Raw genomic sequence first — 18,240 nt, 5'->3', positions numbered from 1 at the left:
TCAGCCGCGCTCTGCCGTAGCCGGCAAAGTGTTCGGTTGCCGGCGCGCCAGCCACGCGCTCCAGAGATCGATAAGCCGGGTCAGCAGAGCGACACCCAGCTTCTGGGCCGTGTAGCTGCTGCGCAGAAGGGGAACCCGGCGCAGAACCGGCCTGGCGATACCCTCCGAATGGCGGAAGTGCAGCATGCCCTTGCGCTTCTCAAAATACGGATCGTCAAACAATGCCCATTTGCGCTGAAAATGATCGAGGCTCTTTTGCTGCCATAAAGGCGACCAGCGGAGCGCAAAGTAGGGCCAATCCTCCTTCGTCAAGGGCCGCGCCCGGCTTGGGAACAGATAGGTCACGACGGCGGTCGGCTCGAACATAACGCGGCCGCCCTTGGTCCAGACCGTCATGCAGAAATCGATGTGCTCTTTGGTGGCGAGCAAATTCTCGTCGAGCGCGCCAAAGCGTGCAAAAGCATCCTTGCGAACCAGCGCGCAGTGAAATTCGCAGCACTGGGTTTCCCCCCTTTGAAGCGCGACATCCCTCACCTGCTCGCCCTGACGCAGATGCACATCCGTAATCCGCCGCTCCTCCGGTTTGCTCTTCAAAAAAGCCTTCAGGTCTTCTGCGAACTCGCCGCCGGCCTGATGGATCTCGCTGTGAAGGGGCAGGCGCTGGCAGGTAAGAGGCGCAACGACGTCGGCATCCGTCTCCCGCGCACAGGCGATCAGGGCGGCCAACCAACCTTTGGATACGATCACGTCGTTATCGACGAAAACCACGTAGTCTGTCTCTACGAGGCGCTGGCCGATGTTTCTGGCCTGGTTCGGCGTCAGATAGTCTTCGTAACGCAGATAGCGGAACCCTCGTTCTGCGCAGATAGCGGCGACCTTGGCCGCGGTCTTTGCCGGACTGGCGCCGTCGAGGTAGATGAGCTGATAAGGCTCCTCCGTGTCCCCAACGATGCTCAAGAGCGATTCTTCCGCAACCCCAAAGCGCTCACGCGGTGTCACGACAATGGTCGCTTCAATAACCGGCTTCACGGCGTTGTCTGTCAACTCAATGTTGTCTGGCATCTCAGGCAACCTCGTGATTGCTGAAGTAGAATTACTGGGCTGCCCGGACTGGTGAAATCATCCGCTCGGGCTTTGCCCGATCGGCAAGCGCCATCTCGTAGACCTTCAGGAGTTTGTCGGTAACGATGTCATTTCCGTAATCCCGCTCCACACGTAAACGACCGGCCCTGGATAGGGTCGGCCAATTTGCTTCGCGGGCCAGCAAGCGCCGGAGGGCCGCCGCCAGGCTCGCCGGGTCGTTTTCCCGCGCAAGAACCCCGGTGCTCCCCTCCTCTACCAACTCCGGTATACCGCCATGATCGGTTGCGCAGGTCGGTACGCCGACGGCCATGGCTTCCTTGATCGTGTTCACCGGCGCGTCGACCCCGCCTGCACTGCTGGTCAGGGAGGCTGCGATGAAGATATGGCTGGCCTCGAGCAAAGTCTGAATCTCACTGTGCGGGCGCGATCCGAGGAATTTCACGCGCTCACCGAGTCCGCCGGCGCTTGCCTGTTCTTCCAGCTCCCGGCGCTGCTCGCCATCACCGACGATAGCGAGATTGATATCGCAGCCTTCCGCGACCAGACGGCGAAGCGCCTCTATCGCGATGTGGATACCTTTTCGGGGAGTCAGGCGGCCAACCGTGAGGCACTGCACAGGGCCGCCATCGGTGCTTCTCGGCTCCTGATAGGCAAAGCCCTGTAAATCGATGCCTGAACCAACGACATCAATCTTGTCGGCGGGACAGCCCAGGGCGATCGCGCGCTCCTTAAAATGATCGCAGTTCGCGATGAAGCGGTCCGCCGCGCTCCAGAGGTAGTCATAGACGTCTGGTCCGAAACGCTGGACAACTTCGGATATGTCATAGCCGCGAAAGTGGACCACAAGCCGGCCCTTCAGGATTCCCGCTCTCCGGTGTTTGACGACGTATTCAGCCAGTGTCGCGAACTGACAATGGAGAATGTCGTACTCACCAGGCTCGGCGATCACCCGGGCCTGATAGACTGCCGTGAGGTCCGACCAGTTGCGGCGGTAGGTACCCGGCTTCCAGATCGGCAGCGAGGCGATCCCCCGCCGCCTTGCCAAGTCAGACGCCGCTGTCGGCAACTGCTTCATGCGTTCGCTGAAGCGCAATGGCCACTGCGCGTTTCGGAAGCGATCCCGCAGCTTCGCCTGAACGGAGGGTGCGGAAGAAAAACCTGTCGGCGTTACGTTTGACAGACCGTAGACGTCGACGTCGTGACCTCGGTCGATAAGCGACGCTGCCGACAGCGCAATGAAGGGCTCCGACATCATGGGAAATGCATTGGTGAAAAATGCCACTTGCAAGCGCGTGCTCTTCCACTGTTCGGCTACCCACAGTTCAGCGCTACCGGCGCTCTGCAAAATATCATCCGGCAGGCCCGACACCACTGTTCATTCGCCGCGACACATAGAGATCACAACCGGTAGTCCGACTATATGAATAAACCGATGGGGACGCGGCGTATTGATCAGACCGCTTCAGATGATTCAGAAAAGCATATTTTCGTTGATAATCAAATATATACGGCCTTTTTCGTAGCTGCGGTTTGGCATAGTCATACGTTGGTGTGGCACCTTCGGTTGCTACCCCCGAATTGAAATCGAGTGCCCATCACATTGAAATCATCGGTGAGGTAATATGGCGATCCTGCGCCCCGGTATAAGTCCCTTGGCCAGCGGGTACTGAATGAGGCATGGCGCGATTTAGCGGCGATCTTTCCACAACAGCAGTCGTTCCGACGTTCAATAGAGCCGTTTTCCTTACGGAGTGCTTGAACGCAATCCTTGCACAGTCGTTGCAACCGGCCCAGATCATCGTTGTCGACGACGGGTCCAATGACGGAACGGAAGAAACACTCCGCCGATTCGGGAATGCCGTCGAGGTCGTCAGGATGCCAAACCGCGGAAAGTCCGCGGGCTTGAACGTGGCCCTGGCAAGGGCCAGACATCCATTGATCTGGATTGTCGATGATGACGACCTCGTCCTTCCGGATGCCCTCGCCGTGCTGACGGACCTAATCAAAACGGATGGGAAAGCCGGCTTTGCCTATGGCCGTTACAACCGCTTCTCGGTTGATCCGGAAACCGGCTGCCGACACATCTTCGATACCGGCTATTGGCGGCAGTCTGCGCCGGATGATTTTCTAACCGCCACGCTTGAGGATTTCTTTGTTCATCAACCCGGCATGCTGGTGCGGAGATCGCTTTACGACCGGGTCGGCCCTTTCAACGAAGGACTGCCCCGTTCCCAGGATTACGACATGCTGATCCGGCTGGCCCGGGTTGCCAGGTCGGTTGCCACCGAAACCATCGTCTTTCTTCAGCGCCAGCATGACGGGTACCGCGGCACCGCTTCGGGGCGCTTCAGTTCGGATCAGCGCGTTGCCAGATGGATAAAAGCCGACAAAGAAATCCTGCAACGCTGCTACGCAGAACTCGACCTGTCGGAGTTTCTGCCCTCCCGACGGATCGATGGCCCCGAAGCCACGAGACGGGCAACCCTGCAGCGCGCCGCGATCATGGCGCGGAAGAAACTGTGGGAACCAGCACTCAACGACTTTGAGGCCGCGGCCAGCATTGGGGGAGCGAAACTCTCCAACACAGAAAAGAACCTACTCAAGCGTGCCATGCTGTCGAAATACGGATGCGACGAGATACTTCAAGATAAAAGTATTTCCCACCGCATCCGGGCGCTCAGCCGGCAGTCGGAAACCGGACGGCAGATCGCGCGCGGGCTGGCGCGCGGGCTCGTTTGGCGCATCAGGGAACAACTGCGGGACAAGAGTCCGTTGAGGGCCGCCCACTACGCCCGCCTTGGGCTTGCTTGGACCTTGCCCACGTCATCGCCCCCGAACCCGACCGCACGTCTCCATCGCCGACCCGACGACTGAACGCCTGTTGGCGAAGAGGAAGCGGCCGGAGGATATTCACAAATGCTTACTGCCAGCCTTCGTTGATGGCAGCCGCCTCCTGATCAGAGGACAACTCACCATCGCCCTGAGCATTGCCATCGGCAAAATACTGGTCATCGCCACGGCCCCGACCTCGGCCGCGCCCACGATGATCGTCATCGTCATCGGTTTCGGCAGACTCGCCGCTTTCACCATGCTCACCGCTCTCACCGCCGCCATGTTCGCCGCTCTCACCGCCGCCGTGTTCGCCGCTCTCACCGCCGCCGTGTTCACCGCTCTCACCACCGCCGTGTTCACCGCTCTCACCACCGCCGTGTTCACCGCTCTCACCGCCGCCATGTTCGCCGCCACCACTATTTCCGCCGCCGGACTCGCCGCCTTCACCGCCCTTGTTGTGCACGATCAGGCCATTGGCGATGTAGCTATGGTCACCATCCAGCAGAAGGTTGTAGACCAGCATGGCGGGATCGGCCGAGACGCTTTCGATCCGCTCCAACGGTAAAGGCCGCGTCACCACTTCCGCTACCAGAGCCAGATTGCCTTGGCTTTCCGCACCCGCCGGTAAGGCTGCCATGAGCAGGTCGCCCACTGCCAACCGGGCAACCTTCAGAGTCGGGTTTTCATCGGCGGTCGCAATCGGATCGATGGCTTTCCAACCAGCCGGTGTCAGAAAAGGATGTTCCGCCGTCACGAAGGCTTCGCCACCATTGAAGGCGAACAGCTTGCGCTCACCCAGGCCGGGACGCTCTACCGCGACGACCCGGTTCATGCGCCCATTGCCACCCAAAACCGAATCACCCGGCACGATTTCGCAGATCGGCTTCTCGCTTCCGTCCGCCATGAGTACGCGGGTCTCTGCGGTGAAGCAGCTCTTCGCCTCTGCGCTCTGCAGCGTCAATGGGCCGTCCTGCCAATCGATTGATACCGTCAGGGGGCTCGCGGCAAAGGAAAGTGCCAAGAGGCTGGTGCCTGCAAGCAGGCGCAAATTCTTCGACGTTGAATGGCTCGGCATGGGGCTTTCCTCGCTTGGGGTTGATCTACTGAGACAACCCGCGGGAAACGGAAATCATCCCCCAAGAACAGTAATCTTCGGCCCAGCAGTTAAACGTCGGACCACATGCGTAGAAGGTTGGCGTAGGTCTTGAATGCGAGGTCGGTTTCCTCACCGTCAGGATCCACCGAGGTCAGTCGCCGTCGCATGCGATCAACATCGATCAGAATCTCCCTTCTTGCCGGATCGGCAATGAAGCTCTGAACCCAGGTTACCGCGGCCAGCCGCTCGCCAGCCGCTACCGGTTTGACCCTGTGCAAAGTGCTGGAGGGATAGAGAACGGCCGATCCGGCGGGCAGCTTGACCTCCTGGGGCCCGAAGGCGCTCATCATCTCCAGCTCGCCACCATCGTAGTCGTCCGGGTTATTCAAAAAGACCGTGACCGAGAGGTCGCTCCTGATCCGTCTTTCCTTACCCATCAAAGCGTCGTCGACGTGGAGGCCATAGTTCATCCCGACGCCGTAACGGCTGAACAGCGGCCTTTGGATGGCCTTGGGGAAAGCCAGTCGCTGGAAGTCGTCATGGCCACGCAGCGCATTCAAAATCATATCATCCAGAGACTTACGATCCGCAGCCTTGGGGCTTAACTGCTCGTTGTGTTTAACTCTTTTTGCCCGAAAGCCTGCCGTGGTCTGTCCGTCGACAAACGCACCGTCGGCCAAGGCGGCGCGCAGCTGTTTCAAGGCGGGCCAATCGAGCACCCCGTCAATAGTCGCAAGCATCACTCAAGACCGTATCGGTTTCCAGACGCCGTCGACATCGCGGCATGCCGTCCTTTGCCTGGAATTGCTACCGTTCGCAGCCGTCTCAATCACCTCGACATACTCGCGGCAGTAATAGCCCGTGGTGCTCTTGTAACTGCGCAAGGGGGTTATTGCGCCACTGCTGCCGTCCTCCACAAAGCTCCACCCCAGGCTCGATCGGCTCTGCGCGGTCTCCAGGGCGGTCTGCACCGTATTGCGCGCCAGCACCTCGGCGCGGGGGGCCAGCGCGGCATAGGACGGGTCGCCCGCCGGTTGCGACTGCGCGCAGGCGCTCAGGAAGAATACCACTCCCAGTAACGTCAGCGTCTTCGGGCCCTTCAAACCAAGCGCCGACATCACTGCCAACCCCGGCGGATTAAATCCGCCTCTTCATCGTCGTTGAGATCTTCGCCAGCTTCGCCCGCATCACCAGAGAATTCGCCCGCTTCGCCGCTTTCTCCGGACTCACCGCTATCGCCCGATTCACCGCCTTCACCCGAACTGCCGCTCTCGCCAGATTCGCCGCCTTCGTCCGAACTGCCGCTCTCGCCAGATTCGCCGCCTTCGCCCGAGCTGTCGCTCTCGCCAGATTCGCCGCCTTCGCCCGAACTGTCGCTCTCGCCAGATTCGCCGCCGCCGCCGCTGCCGGAATTTCCTCCTCCGGACTCTCCGCCGCCCCCTGAATCGCCGCCTCCTGATTCGCCGCCGGAATCTCCGCCGGACTCACCCCCTTCACCGCCCTTGTTGTGAACCACATAGCCGTCGGCAATGAAGCTGCGATCACCTTCCAGGATGAGATTATAGACGACGGTTTCAGGCGGCGCGGCAGATGCCGTCAGGCGCCGTAACGGCTCCAGCGCGTACTCAATGTCATCCGCCAGGGCAAGGTTCCCGGAAACACTTCCGGACCGCGCCGGATGTGCCCGGGTCAGCAGGTCGCCTTGGCGCAGCGTCAAAACCGGCAGTGATGGATTCTCACGGGCCGTTGCTGCCGGATCGACGGCTTTCCAACCCATCATAGTGAGAAAGGGATGTTCTGCCGTCACAAAAGGCCGGGAGCCATTGAAAGCAAAAAGCAACCGCGTACCGAGAGCAGGCCTCTCAATCGCGCGAACGCGGCTGATGCCGCCGCGGCCGTTGCGGATTGCCTCTCCCACTTCGATACACTCAATCGCCTTTTCCGAGCCGTCAGCCATCAAAACCCGGGTACCGGCGACAAAGCAGCTGCTGCCGGAGTCGGCGAAGCCCAGGCTCGCGCCGCCGATATCAGGGCTTAGGGCAATGGGTGCTATCGTCAGCGAGAGGGCAATCAGACTGGTCGACGCCATCAGGCGCGTGAAGGCGCGGTTGCTTTGTTTCATGTTCCTGCCTTCATCAAAGCCATCCTGGAAGTTTGTCCTTGTTCCGATAACACGCCAGCAGCGGAATCCATCCCCAGCGTGCTACATTTTCTCATATTTCTGCAAAGTGAAGCCGTTTCGGGAAGCTTTTGCCGTCTGGTGTGTTGTTGAAGCGGTAAGGCACTGGAAACCCGACCGACATGCCCGTCAGAGGCTTGGAGGGGATCTTTTGGACGAGATGCTGCGTGACGAGATCGTAGCGCTGCTGCCGCAGCTCCGCCGCTTCGCCTATGGGTTGGCCGGTTCGGTGCCGGATGGCGACGATCTGGTTCAGGCAACCTGTGAGAGAGCCATAGCCAACCTCGAAAAGTGGGAAAAAGGAACCCGGTTGGACAGTTGGATGTACCGCATCGCACAGAACCTGCATTTCAACGCCTTGCGTGACGGCAAGACGCGCGCCCGCCATCTCGCGGTGATCGGCTCTGAGAGCCAATGGTCGCTGGACGGCGAGAAGCAACAGGAAGACCGCTTCGCTCTCACCGCCGTGCGCCGCTTCATTGATCGCCTGCCGGAGGAGCAACGCATCGTACTGCTGCTCATATGCGTGGAGGGGCGCAGTTACCGCGAGGTATCGCAGATCACCGGCCTGCCGGTCGGCACGGTGACCAGCCGCCTGGGCCGCGCCCGCTCGGCCATGCGCGGTTACCTGGAAGAAGAAGGCGCCGAGGCAAACACCGACGGCAGCCCCGATGGCGGGATAGAGAATGGCAAGATGGAGAACGGCAGATGAGCAGAAAGGAAATCGACGATAGTCTTCAAGCCTATGTCGATGGAGAGTTGGACCCGGCTGCCGCCCGCGACGTGGAGCAGCGCCTGGCAAGCGATATGGCGGCGCAGGCGCAAGTGAAGTCCCTGCGAGATGCCGCCGCTTTGTTGCGCTCGGCCATGCAGGGCCCGGTGAACGAAGATCCGCCGCAACATCTGATCGATACGATCGACCGTGGCTTTGCCGCCCGCCGCCCGACACCCAGGGCCAAGCGCTGGTCCCCTGCCCTGGCGGCGGCGCTGGCGATGGCCGTGGTTGCCGGCGTGGCGGGATACCTGGCCGGAGAATACCGGGTACACAGCACGCTCGAATCCCTGGCGGCGCGGCAGGCGGAGGACCAGCGCCTGCTGTCCGACGCCGTGGCACGGGCGCTTGAGGAAACCGCTTCCGGCAATAAACTGGCCTGGCGAAACCCGGACAGCGGCACCTATGGCGAGGTGACGCCGGTGCGAACCTACCGCAGCAAATCGAATCATTGGTGCCGGGAGTACCTTGCGGTGAAAGTTGCCGTCGATAGCGAGGAAACGACACGGGCGATTGCCTGCCGGGAGGCCGACGGCAACTGGACCCTGGCCGAAGAGCTGTTTTACGACAGTTGATCGCACCGAACCAGAAACGCTACGCGCTCTCCAACAGCGCCTTTGCAGTCTCGGCGTCGGTGACCAGGTCTGTGAAGTAGCCGCGCTCGATCAAGGCGCGCAGCACCGGCACCTTGGTGGGGCCACCTGAAATCATGATTCGGCGGGGGATCTTGATGAAATCGCTGGGCGGAAAACCGAGCACCCGGCGATTGATGGGATGGTCGAGGATCTCCGCCTTCTCATCCAGGTAGTAGCCCAGGAAGTTGCCGATGGCCCCGGCCTTGGAAACCTCGTCGAACTCCGCTTCGTTCACGAAGCCCATGAGCCGGATGGTGCTGGAGTCCAGCCCGCCGACACTCGCCAGGGCCAGATCCGCCGAGCGTGTCTTCAAAAAGACCTCCCGCATCATCGGCTGCTGCAGGATCGTGTTACGGCTTTCCTCGCTGTCGCAGACGATGGGGCCGGGCAGATAGTAGCACTCGGCATGAAGGCGGGCGGCCAGATCGGTCGTTGCCTCGTAAGCATCGACGGAAGAACGCCGGGTCAGCGATCCGAGCATGGAAACCACCGCGGCATCGTGCAGCGGTTTCTCCTCTGTCGCCTGCGCAAAGGCCTTCAGGGTAATCCCCCAGGCAATCCCCACGGTCATGCCGTCTTCATAGAGCGGTGCGACCGATCCCGCCGCCGCCCGCCCCAGAACCTCGGCAAGCTGGGCCTCGTCGGCGACATCGCCGATCACCACCTCAACCAGATCGAGCCCGTAGGTCTCTGCGAGGCGTTGTTCGAGGGCGACGTTCTCGGTCAGCTTGGAATGGATGGTGACCCGCACGATGCCGCGCCGCCTGGCTTCGGCCAGCAGGCGGTTTACCCGGACCCGGTTGATACCCAGCGCCTCGGCGATCTCCTGCTGGGTGCGGCCCAGCATGTAGTAGTGCCAGCAGATGCGCACGGCCAACTGCTCGGGCCAGCCTTCGCGCTGGGCCTCGTCGCCGAGCTTCAGAATGTCCGGTGTCGCCCGGGCCATAGGGTCATGCCTTCTCTTGAATATCCGGCAATGAGCATTAACATGAACAAATGATATTGCACGGAAAAAAATGTTATGCGACGTTAACCGTAATAAGAACGAACAGGCTGGCGACAGGGTAATCCTGCGCGCATTTCATTAATGCCTGCTGTTGGGGAGGTGCGTGGTGTTCTCAGGGCGACGGCTATCTGATCGGCCTGCATTCTCGATGAAGCGATTTCAATGGATGATCGCCGGATGGTGACGCGCGCCCTCAAAGGCCCCCGCTTCATGGTTTCCGACCATCCCTTGCCATGGCTGCTGCCGCTGATCGTCATCCTGGTGGTCTTCGCCCTCTACCCCTTCTTCTACAATATCTTTCTGTCGTTTCACGAATTCGCACCGCGCAAACGGGCCCTGGTGCCCGTCGGTTTCGAAAACTGGCAGAAACTCTTTGCCGATCCGCGCATGTGGAGCGCTTTCTACGTCACGCTGTTCTACACCGGCGTTTGCCTGACCATCCAGCTGGTGCTCGGCATGGCCATCGCCCTGCTGATCGATTCCGACGACCGGGGCTTCGGTTTCCTGCGCGGCGTCATGACCCTGACCCTTGTCATTCCACCCGCGGTCACCGGGATGATGTTCCTCCTGATGCAAGACTCGCAGTTCGGCCTGATCAGTTGGACACTTCAGTCCCTCGGCGTGCTGAGCCCGGCGACGCCGATCCTGGCGACCTCGTCGCTGGCGATCTGGGGGGTGATTCTGGCCGACGTCTGGCAGTGGACGCCCTTCATGGTGCTGATCTTCATTGCCGGCCTGCGTTCCCTGCCCCGCGATCCCTTTGAATCGGCCATGATCGACGGTGCCAGCGCCTGGCAGATCTTCCGGCGCATCACCCTGCCGATGATGAGCAAAGTCATCGCCATTGCCGTGCTGATCCGCGGCATCGACCTGTTCCGCATGTTCGACTATGTCTTCGTCATGACCTCCGGCGGGCCGGGCACCGCGACCTACACACTCAGTCTCTACGCCTGGCAGCAAACCTTCAGCTTCATCAAGTGGGGCTACGGCGCCACCCTCAGCCTCTTCGCGCTGTTTGTGATCCTGATCGCGGCGAACCTTTTCGTGAAAATCTTCAAGGTCAGGTGGTAGGTCATGGTGCTCACACCGGCCCAGAGAATTCTACGCGCCCTTGTCGCCTGGGCAGTGGTGATGCTGTTTGCCTTTCCGATCTACTACTGGATCACGGTCTCCATCAAGCTCGGACGAGACATCTTTGCGATCCCCCCGAAAATTTTCTCTTTCGAAACTTCCGCGAAGTCCTATGAGGAAGTTTTCGGCATATCGCTGGGCTTCGAGAAGGGTATCGCCGTGCTGCCCGGCGGCGGCGACTTCTATATGGCGCCACGGCTGATGGACTCGATCATCATTGCGGTCTTCTCAACGGCAGTGGCGGTTCTGGTCGCCACCCTGGCGGCCTATGCGCTGTCGCGCATGCGCTTTCGCGGCCAGCATCATTTCGTGTTCTGGATCCTCTCCACCCGCATGATGCCGCCGGTCGCCGTCGCCATTCCGATGTTCTTCATCTACAAGGATTTCGGCCTGCTCGACACTTATACCGGCATCGTCCTCGTTCACGCATTGATGAACATGCCGCTGGCGGTGCTGCTGCTGAAAAGTTTCTTCGACGACATCCCCAAAGAGATCGACGAAGCCGCCCTGATCGACGGCGCGTCGCGCTTTCTGATCTTCCGCAAGCTGGTGCTGCCAATGGCCCTGGGCGGGATCGCCGCGACGGCCGTGTTGTGCTTCATCTTTTCCTGGACGGAGTTTCTCTTCGCTCTGACCTTGACCCAGACCAGCTTGAAGACCGTGCCGGTCGTCTCTTCGACCTTCGTTACCTCGACCGGAACCGCCTGGGGCAACATGGCCGCCCTCGGCACCGCGGCCATGTTGCCGGCCTTTGTGTTCATCCTGCTCGTGCAAAAGAATTTGGTGCGCGGGCTGACCCTTGGATCAGTGAAACAGTGAGTAAACACCTGGGTACAGCGCGGTTGTCTGCTGACCTGAAAGCGGCCCGCCTGGGCCTATAAAACGGGAGGAAATGCGATGAGAGAGTCAGATAGAAAGTTGTTCCTTGCCTCCGTCACGGACCGCTATGTCCGGGGCGAACTGTCCCGACGTAACTTCCTGCAGGCCGCAGGTAAGCTGGGGCTCGGTGCCGGGGCGCTCGGCCTCACCGCCACCCTGCCCTTCGGGGCCCGCCAAGGATTCTTCAACAGCGCCGCCGCCGCCGAGATTTCTCCGGATGCCGATATGATGGCTTGGCTGAAAGACGTTGCGAAGCCTTTCGCCGGGCAGACCATCCGCCTCGCAACCGAATCGACCCCACCGTCGAACGCGATCAATCAGCACCTGAAGCCCTTCTTCGAGGAAGCGACGGGGATCAATGTCGAGATCGAGGTCCTGCCGCTGGAGCAGGTTCTGCAGAAGCTGACACTCGATGTGGCCTCGGGCCTCGGCACCTACGATCTCTACTACCTCGACCAGAGCTGGATGGCGAGCTTCTCCGGCGATGTCATCGACCCGCGCGAAAAGTATGCCGCAAGCAGCGCACTAGCGATGCCGAACTACAACTTCGACGACTTCCTGAAGCCCCTGGTGGACGGCATCTCGATGTACGAGGACACCATGGTCGGCGTGCCTTACGACATCCCGATCTTCATTTATATGTACCGCAAGGACGTCTACGACGAATTGGGCCTGAAGGTCGCGACGACGATGGATGAGTTCCTGGCCAATGCCCAGGCGATCCAGAAGGCCAAGGGTCCGGACATCTACGGCACCACCGGCCAGATGAAATCCGGGCACTATAGCCTGGAGTGCGATTGGACGGCGTGGCTCTGGGGGCACGGCGGTTCGGTCTTCGGGCCGGACAGCAAGTTCAGCGGGAACGACGATGCCGGCCTCGCTGCCATGGAATACTGGGTTAAACTGAAGGAAAACATGCCCCCGGGCGTGACCTCCTGGACCTGGGACGGCCAGGGCCAGTCGGTCGGTCAGGGCATCGCCGGCCAGGTGCTGAGTTGGGGCGAATTCTTCCCCTCCTGGGACAATCCGGAGTCATCGCGGGTATCGGGGCTGATGGAAGCGGCGGTGCCGCCGGCACCCAAGGCACTTCGCACCGTGGGCGAAACCGGCTTCGGCGAAATCCCCGGCGTCGGCCACCAGGGCGGCTCGTCGCTGGCGGTTTCGAAGTACTCCAAGAGCCAGGATGCCGCCTGGCTTTTCGCCCAGTGGGCCACCTCGGCCGACACCCAGGTCTTCATTACCACCCTGGGCGGCGGCACCGGCCCGACGCGCACCAGCGTCTACGATGACGCCCGCGTGAAAGCCAACGCCAAGCCGGGTATCCCGGGCACCACCCGCCACCTGAACGTGGTGCGCGACACCATCGACAACCACATGGGCTCCGAGCCGGATCTGCCGGAATGGGCGGAGCTCTCCAACGACACTATCCCTGTTGAACTTGGCCGTTTCTTTGCCGGCGAATACGACAATCCGAAGGCGGCGATGGATTCCATTGCCGACAAAGTCAATAAGATCGTAGCGGGCTGAGGCAGGGTACGGCGGTGGGCCACGGGGTTCCGTGGCCCACCCCCTTTTTTTGTAAAACAGGTAGATAATCTGACCAAGGGCGCCATGACTTCCTCTCGCGATCTTGTCGTCGGGATAGATTCTTCGACCCAGAGCACGAAGGCGATCGCCTGGACCCGGGAGGGCTTTGCCGAGGCGGAGGGGCGTGCGCCGCTCGCGCTGTCCAATCCGAAACTCTACCACTTCGAACAGGATCCGGAGAGTTGGTGGACCGCCTGCGTCACGGCCCTCAAAGAACTCTTCACCCAGGTCTCTCCTGACAGGGTGGCAGCGATTGCCATCTCCAACCAGCGCGAAACCGTCGCCTTTCTGGACGCTGAAAGAAAATCGATGCGTCCGGCGATCACCTGGCTTGATGAGCGCGCGCGCCAGGAAGTCGAGGACCTGAGCGCTGAACTCGGCGCCGATACAATTCATCGCATCACCGGCCGTTTTCCCGACATCACGCCCTGCGTCTATTGCTATCTTTGGATGAAGCGGCACGAGCCGGAGATCTTTTCGCGAACCGCGTGCTTTGCCGACGTTCAGTCTTTCTTAGTCCACCGCCTCTCAGGCCAGTTGAAGACCGGCTGGATTTCAGCCGACCCCATGGGCCTTTTCGACCTTCAGAAAAAACAATGGTCACCGGAGATCCTGAACGCCCTGGACCTGAGCGAGGAACAGATGCCCGCGGTTTATCCGCCAGGTACACATCTTGGCGACGTCAGCGACCGGGCGGCGGCGGAAACCGGCCTGCTTGCAGACACTGCGATCTTTGCCGCCGGCGGCGATGGCCAACTGGCCGGCCTGGGCACGAACTGCACCGCGCCTGGTCGGGCCTACATCAACCTGGGTACCGCCGTCGTCTCCGGCGTCTGGTCGCAAAACTATGCTTACGACAAGGCTTGGCGAACAGAGATAGCCGCACAGGGTGAGGGTTACATCCTTGAAAACTGCCTGCGGTCCGGCACCTTTCTGATCAACTGGTTCGTCGACCAGTTCACAGCCGGCGACCGGGAGAACCCTGAGATCTTCAGGCAGCTCGAAGAGGCTGCAAGCGCCATTCCCCGCGGCTGCGACGGTTTGATGGCCCTACCCTACTGGTCCGGCGTTATGGACCCGCACTGGGATACCGCCGCCCGGGGCTGCCTGATCGGCTTTGGCGGCGGCCACAGCACCGCCCATGTTTACCGCGCCCTGATCGAGGGCATGACACTGGATCAGGCCATGCGCGGCGAACTGTTGGAGCGCAATGCGGGCCTGGAGATCAAGGAATACCTCGCCATCGGCGGCGGCGCGGCAAGCCCGCTGTGGCGGCAGATGCTGGCCGATGCCACCGGCAAACCCGTTCTTGTTTCCGATACCGTCGAAGCCTCGGCGCTGGGTGCCGGCATGATTGCCGCCTTCGGTGCCGGCTGGTACGCCTCCATCGTGGAAGCCGCCGAGGCAATGACCGGGACCACCGAGGTGGTGGAACCGAATAGCAACAGCAGGAAGGATTACCAGGAATTGCTTGAGATCTATCGCGGACTCTATGACGCAACGGCGGAGATCAACCGCAAGCTCGTCGCTTTCGCATCACGTGGAGCGGAAGTATGACGGTCAGCCAATCCCAGCGCGGAAAATCCTACGGCGGGGTCATCGATCAGCTGGTTGCGGGCGAGTGGATCGACCCGACAACGAAGGCGCCGGTCAAACTGCCCATTGAGAACATCGTGATCGAGGCCTCCCTGGACGGTCACGAAGCCGATCTCATCGCGCACCTGCATCGCGGGAAATCCCTTCTGATCGTCTGCGACGAGATCACCCGCGACGTTCTGGGCGAACGCCTCTACCGCGCCCTGAAGCCGCTCGGCAAGGTCGAGGAATTCATCTGGAAGAAACCGCGCTGCAGCGACGAAGGCGTGGCGGAGCTGATGGAGGCGACCCGCGGTCACGAGGCCTTGATCGCCGTCGGCTCCGGCACCGTCAGCGACAGCGTAAAGTACGCAACCTTCCAGGACGGGCGCGAGTACTCGGTCTTCCCGACCTCGCCGATGAATGCCTATACCACGCCGACGGCCTCGGTCTCTTCGTCCGGCATGAAGAAGTCGATCACCTGCCATTCGGCGCGGGGCGTCTTTTTCGACCTGGAGATCCTCGCCGGCTGCCCGACACGGCTGATCCGCGCCGCCTTTGCCGACGTGGTCTGCCGCACCACGGCACAGGTCGACTGGCTGATGTCACACCTGCTTTTCGATACCGTCTACACACCAACGCCTTACACGCTGCTGGCCTATGACGAAGAAGGGCTTTTGGATCACGCCGGGGAACTGACTTCCGGCAGCCTTGATTCCCTGGCGATGCTGACCCGCATTTCAACGATTATGGGCCTGGGCACGATCTTCACCGGCACCACCCATTCCGGCAGTATGGCCGAGCACATGATCTCCCACTGCATCGACATGTTCGCCGGCGCGGCGCATCCGGGTACCTCTCATGGCGAGCAGGTCGGCGTCACCACCCTCACCCTTTCCGCCTTGCAGAACCAACTCCTGGGCGCCGAGGCACCGCCGCAGATCAGGCCCACCGAGATTCCGGTCGGGCGCCTGACCGAGCGTTACGGTCCTGAGTTTGCGACCATGATGGCCGAACAGGCGGGCAAGAAAGCCATCGATGGGGCAATGGCGGATCGCCTGAACAAAAAGCTCTCTGATAATTGGGCAGGCTTCGTCGCACCGCTGCGCGAGGCGATGCTGCCTTTCTCGCGGCTTCAGGAGCCCATGGCGGCGGCCGGCTGTCAGCAGAATGCCGCCGACCTGGGCCTCGATCCCGCGTTCTACCAGCAGATCGTGAGCGACGGCCGCTTCACCCGCGATCGCTTTACGGCCTTGGATCTCGCCGATGACAGTGGCCTGCTGACCTCTTTCGTTTCGACCCATTGCTGACAAGACAGGACAACAGGAAAAACATATGGCATCGGTCGAGTATGTGAATGTCGGCAAGAGCTTCGGCGCCGTGAAGGTGATGGAGGATATCTCCTTCACCATCAGCGACCAGAAGTTCGTCGTTCTGCTGGGGCCGTCCGGCTGCGGCAAGACAACCCTGCTGCGGATGACCGCCGGCCTGGAAACCATTGCCGATGGTGAAATCCACATCGGTGGAAAGCGGATGAACAACGTACATCCCCGCGACCGAGACATCGCCATGGTGTTTCAGAACTACGCCCTCTATCCGACCCTGAAGGTTTTTGACAACATCGCCTTCAGCCTGCAGGTCCGCCGCCAGTCCAAGGACGAAGTCAAAAAGCAGGTCGAGTGGGCGGCCGAACTGCTGAACCTGACACCCTACCTGGCCCGTTATCCCAAGGAACTTTCCGGCGGCCAGCGCCAACGCGTGGCGATGGGGCGTGCCCTGGTGCGCCACCCCCAGGTGTTTCTGTTCGACGAGCCGCTTTCGAATCTGGATGCGAAGCTGCGCGGACAGATGCGCTATGAGATCAGGCGGCTTCACGACCGGCTGCAGACGACGACGATCTATGTGACTCACGATCAGATCGAGGCCATGACCATGGCCGATGAGATCGTCGTCATGCGCGACGGTGAAATCGAGCAGATTGGAACGCCGGAAGAAATCTACGACCGCCCGGCCAACTGCTTCGTGGCCGACTTCATCGGCTCCCCCTCGATCAACTTCCTGAAGGGAGAAATCCAGGGAACCGCCGGACAGCAGACGTTTCATGCCGGCGGCATGGTCTTGCCGCTGCCAGCGCAAACCAAGGCAGAGCCCGGCCAGAAGGTGACCTGCGGCATCCGGCCGGTGGATATCGCCGTGGGGCCGGACGGGCCGGTCAAAGCCGAGGTCGTGCTGGTGGAAAGCACCGGCGCCGAATCGCACCTGCTGCTGACCATCGACGGACAGGAAATTCGCGCCGTGGCCCAGGGGCGCCTTCGGGCAAGGCCGGGGGATATCTGCGGCCTCAGCATAGACCCGGCGACCCTCCACCTCTTCGATGCAGGCAGCGAGCAGCGGATCAACTGATGGCCAGACTTCTCATCCTCGGCGCCGGTGTCATGGGCAGCGCGATTGCGGTTCCCGCCGCCGACAATGGTCATCAGGTTACCCTGGTGGGCACGCATCTGGACGGTGAGATCATCAAGGCCCTCAAAGCCGATCGCAGCAGGCATCCCAGATTGAAGGCGCCTATCCCCGAGGCAATCACCCCCCTCGAAATAGAGGCGCTGAGCAGTGAATCTTTTCGCACTGCCGACATGGTGATCGTCGGCGTGTCGAGCCCGGGGATCGGCTGGACCATCGATAAGCTCCGGAGCCTGATGCCCGAGCCGCGGCCAATCGCCCTGGTGACCAAAGGCCTGCAGCCCTGGGAGGGCCGCTTACGCTCCTTCACCGAGAGCGTTGCCGAGGCCCTCGCAGACCAAGGCGTGACCCAACGAATGGTCATGGGCATCGGCGGCCCCTGTATCGCGAAAGAACTGGCGGACCGGCAGCCCACAGCGGTGATCTTCGCGGGCCAGGACCGTGACTGTCTGGAACGGTTTCGCGATACGATGCAGACTGCCTATTACCGGGTTGCCCTCAGTGACGACCTGGAGGGAGTCGAGGTCTGTGCCGCGCTCAAGAACTTCCTGGCGATCGCCGTCAGCGCAATGTGGACCCGCTATCGGGAAGTCAATCCGCAACCGCACAAGACCAAGGCCATGAACCCCGGCGCGGCCGCCTTCAGCCAGGCGGTGCGCGAAATGGCGGGTCTTGCGCGCTGGTTTGGCGGTCGATCGGAAACCGCTTATGGTGTCGCAGGGCTTGGCGACCTCAACGTCACCGTCGGCGGCGGACGTAACAGCCGCCTGGGGTTTCTGCTCGGTGAGGATATGGCCTTGGAGGCAGCGCTTTCGGGCCCCCTGTCCGGCGAAACCCTTGAGGGTGCCGATACCGGGCTGGTGCTGGCCGCCCCCCTGGAGGGCGCCTTCGCAGCAGGGCGGCTGGACCCGGCTGATTATCCGATCACCCGGGCCTTGATCGCGACCATTCGTGACGGAAAACCCTTGGCGATTGACTTTACTGCCATCGACTTCGTTTGATAGT

At 61.2% G+C, this 18,240-nt stretch carries 17 protein-coding genes; 10 read left to right on the top strand and 7 right to left on the bottom strand.

The features are described from left to right. Together HBA54_RS03920 and HBA54_RS03915 are read right to left on the bottom strand one after the other, a co-directional pair. Positions 1–1,062, bottom strand: coding sequence for a glycosyltransferase family 2 protein (locus HBA54_RS03920; protein WP_167221552.1), 1,062 nt, complete (start codon positions 1,060–1,062; stop codon positions 1–3). 31 nt (positions 1,063–1,093) lie between these two features. After that, a complete protein-coding gene (locus HBA54_RS03915; protein WP_167221550.1) occupies positions 1,094–2,455 on the bottom strand; it encodes a glycosyltransferase in 1,362 nt (453 codons plus the stop codon). Positions 2,456–2,760: 305 nt separating this feature from the next. On the opposite strand from HBA54_RS03915, the gene HBA54_RS03910 reads away from it, so the two are divergent. Beyond that, a complete protein-coding gene (locus HBA54_RS03910) occupies positions 2,761–3,957 on the top strand; it encodes a glycosyltransferase (protein WP_167221548.1) in 1,197 nt (398 codons plus the stop codon). A 46-nt stretch (positions 3,958–4,003) separates the two neighbouring features. Here HBA54_RS03910 and HBA54_RS03905 read toward each other — a convergent pair whose 3' ends face one another. The 4 genes from HBA54_RS03905 to HBA54_RS03890 form a co-directional block, all read right to left on the bottom strand. Continuing rightward, positions 4,004–4,990 (bottom strand): Hint domain-containing protein, encoded by a 987-nt coding sequence (locus HBA54_RS03905; RefSeq protein WP_167221546.1) that lies wholly within the window; start codon positions 4,988–4,990, stop codon positions 4,004–4,006. Positions 4,991–5,079: 89 nt separating this feature from the next. Continuing rightward, positions 5,080–5,751 carry a Fe2+-dependent dioxygenase gene (locus HBA54_RS03900; RefSeq protein WP_167221544.1) on the bottom strand — a complete coding sequence of 224 codons (672 nt, stop codon included), beginning with the start codon at positions 5,749–5,751 and terminating at the stop codon, positions 5,080–5,082. Positions 5,752–5,754: 3 nt separating this feature from the next. Further along, on the bottom strand, positions 5,755–6,129 hold the full coding sequence (locus tag HBA54_RS03895; protein ID WP_167221542.1) for an RT0821/Lpp0805 family surface protein: 375 nt from the start codon (positions 6,127–6,129) through the stop codon (positions 5,755–5,757). After that, positions 6,129–7,133: a Hint domain-containing protein gene (locus tag HBA54_RS03890; RefSeq protein WP_167221540.1), complete on the bottom strand. Its 1,005-nt coding sequence runs from the start codon at positions 7,131–7,133 to the stop codon at positions 6,129–6,131. Before HBA54_RS03890 ends, HBA54_RS03895 begins: the two co-directional genes overlap by 1 nt. 217 nt (positions 7,134–7,350) lie before the next feature. On the opposite strand from HBA54_RS03890, the gene HBA54_RS03885 reads away from it, so the two are divergent. Together HBA54_RS03885 and HBA54_RS03880 are read left to right on the top strand one after the other, a co-directional pair. Then, on the top strand, positions 7,351–7,902 hold the full coding sequence (locus HBA54_RS03885; protein ID WP_167221770.1) for an RNA polymerase sigma factor: 552 nt from the start codon (positions 7,351–7,353) through the stop codon (positions 7,900–7,902). Further along, positions 7,899–8,537 (top strand): RT0821/Lpp0805 family surface protein, encoded by a 639-nt coding sequence (locus HBA54_RS03880; protein WP_167221538.1) that lies wholly within the window; start codon positions 7,899–7,901, stop codon positions 8,535–8,537. Before HBA54_RS03885 ends, HBA54_RS03880 begins: the two co-directional genes overlap by 4 nt. A 19-nt stretch (positions 8,538–8,556) precedes the next feature. On the opposite strand, the gene HBA54_RS03875 is transcribed toward HBA54_RS03880, so the two are convergent. Then, positions 8,557–9,543: a sugar-binding transcriptional regulator gene (locus tag HBA54_RS03875; protein ID WP_167221536.1), complete on the bottom strand. Its 987-nt coding sequence runs from the start codon at positions 9,541–9,543 to the stop codon at positions 8,557–8,559. 222 nt (positions 9,544–9,765) lie between these two features. Between HBA54_RS03875 and HBA54_RS03870 the strand changes: the two genes are divergently transcribed. From HBA54_RS03870 to HBA54_RS03840, 7 genes are all read left to right on the top strand, one after another. After that, entirely contained in the window at positions 9,766–10,674 is a 909-nt protein-coding gene (locus HBA54_RS03870) for a carbohydrate ABC transporter permease (RefSeq protein WP_167221534.1), read from the top strand. 3 nt (positions 10,675–10,677) lie between these two features. After that, positions 10,678–11,553, top strand: a complete 876-nt coding sequence (locus HBA54_RS03865) for a carbohydrate ABC transporter permease (RefSeq protein ID WP_167221532.1) — start codon at positions 10,678–10,680, stop codon at positions 11,551–11,553. 78 nt (positions 11,554–11,631) lie between these two features. Beyond that, positions 11,632–13,140 (top strand): ABC transporter substrate-binding protein, encoded by a 1,509-nt coding sequence (locus HBA54_RS03860; protein WP_167221530.1) that lies wholly within the window; start codon positions 11,632–11,634, stop codon positions 13,138–13,140. Positions 13,141–13,224: 84 nt separating this feature from the next. Continuing rightward, positions 13,225–14,757, top strand: coding sequence for a xylulokinase (locus HBA54_RS03855; RefSeq protein ID WP_167221528.1), 1,533 nt, complete (start codon positions 13,225–13,227; stop codon positions 14,755–14,757). Then, on the top strand, positions 14,754–16,085 hold the full coding sequence (locus HBA54_RS03850) for an iron-containing alcohol dehydrogenase (protein ID WP_167221526.1): 1,332 nt from the start codon (positions 14,754–14,756) through the stop codon (positions 16,083–16,085). The genes HBA54_RS03855 and HBA54_RS03850 overlap by 4 nt, the downstream gene beginning before the upstream one ends. Positions 16,086–16,110: 25 nt before the next feature. Continuing rightward, on the top strand, positions 16,111–17,178 hold the full coding sequence (locus tag HBA54_RS03845) for an ABC transporter ATP-binding protein (protein ID WP_167221524.1): 1,068 nt from the start codon (positions 16,111–16,113) through the stop codon (positions 17,176–17,178). Beyond that, positions 17,178–18,236 carry a glycerol-3-phosphate dehydrogenase gene (locus HBA54_RS03840; RefSeq protein ID WP_167221522.1) on the top strand — a complete coding sequence of 353 codons (1,059 nt, stop codon included), beginning with the start codon at positions 17,178–17,180 and terminating at the stop codon, positions 18,234–18,236. Before HBA54_RS03845 ends, HBA54_RS03840 begins: the two co-directional genes overlap by 1 nt. Positions 18,237–18,240 lie beyond the last annotated feature (4 nt).

It is taken from the genome of Pelagibius litoralis (assembly GCF_011683915.1).
In the GTDB taxonomy this organism is placed as follows: Bacteria; Pseudomonadota; Alphaproteobacteria; order Kiloniellales; family Kiloniellaceae; genus Pelagibius; species Pelagibius litoralis.
This window is presented reverse-complemented; position numbering and strand designations above follow the sequence as displayed.

Bases quoted from the DNA above. Each gene is read 5' to 3' on its own strand.
- HBA54_RS03880 (WP_167221538.1), top strand. From the start codon at position 7,899: ATGAGCAGAAAGGAAATCGACGATAGTCTTCAAGCCTATGTCGATGGA.
- HBA54_RS03905 (WP_167221546.1), bottom strand. From the start codon at position 4,990: ATGCCGAGCCATTCAACGTCGAAGAATTTGCGCCTGCTTGCAGGCACC.
- HBA54_RS03900 (WP_167221544.1), bottom strand. From the start codon at position 5,751: ATGCTTGCGACTATTGACGGGGTGCTCGATTGGCCCGCCTTGAAACAG.
- HBA54_RS03920 (WP_167221552.1), bottom strand. From the start codon at position 1,062: ATGCCAGACAACATTGAGTTGACAGACAACGCCGTGAAGCCGGTTATT.
- HBA54_RS03895 (WP_167221542.1), bottom strand. From the start codon at position 6,129: ATGTCGGCGCTTGGTTTGAAGGGCCCGAAGACGCTGACGTTACTGGGA.
- HBA54_RS03885 (WP_167221770.1), top strand. From the start codon at position 7,351: ATGCTGCGTGACGAGATCGTAGCGCTGCTGCCGCAGCTCCGCCGCTTC.
- HBA54_RS03870 (WP_167221534.1), top strand. From the start codon at position 9,766: ATGGATGATCGCCGGATGGTGACGCGCGCCCTCAAAGGCCCCCGCTTC.
- HBA54_RS03890 (WP_167221540.1), bottom strand. From the start codon at position 7,133: ATGAAACAAAGCAACCGCGCCTTCACGCGCCTGATGGCGTCGACCAGT.
- HBA54_RS03850 (WP_167221526.1), top strand. From the start codon at position 14,754: ATGACGGTCAGCCAATCCCAGCGCGGAAAATCCTACGGCGGGGTCATC.
- HBA54_RS03860 (WP_167221530.1), top strand. From the start codon at position 11,632: ATGAGAGAGTCAGATAGAAAGTTGTTCCTTGCCTCCGTCACGGACCGC.
- HBA54_RS03855 (WP_167221528.1), top strand. From the start codon at position 13,225: ATGACTTCCTCTCGCGATCTTGTCGTCGGGATAGATTCTTCGACCCAG.
- HBA54_RS03840 (WP_167221522.1), top strand. From the start codon at position 17,178: ATGGCCAGACTTCTCATCCTCGGCGCCGGTGTCATGGGCAGCGCGATT.
- HBA54_RS03845 (WP_167221524.1), top strand. From the start codon at position 16,111: ATGGCATCGGTCGAGTATGTGAATGTCGGCAAGAGCTTCGGCGCCGTG.
- HBA54_RS03875 (WP_167221536.1), bottom strand. From the start codon at position 9,543: ATGGCCCGGGCGACACCGGACATTCTGAAGCTCGGCGACGAGGCCCAG.
- HBA54_RS03865 (WP_167221532.1), top strand. From the start codon at position 10,678: ATGGTGCTCACACCGGCCCAGAGAATTCTACGCGCCCTTGTCGCCTGG.
- HBA54_RS03910 (WP_167221548.1), top strand. From the start codon at position 2,761: ATGGCGCGATTTAGCGGCGATCTTTCCACAACAGCAGTCGTTCCGACG.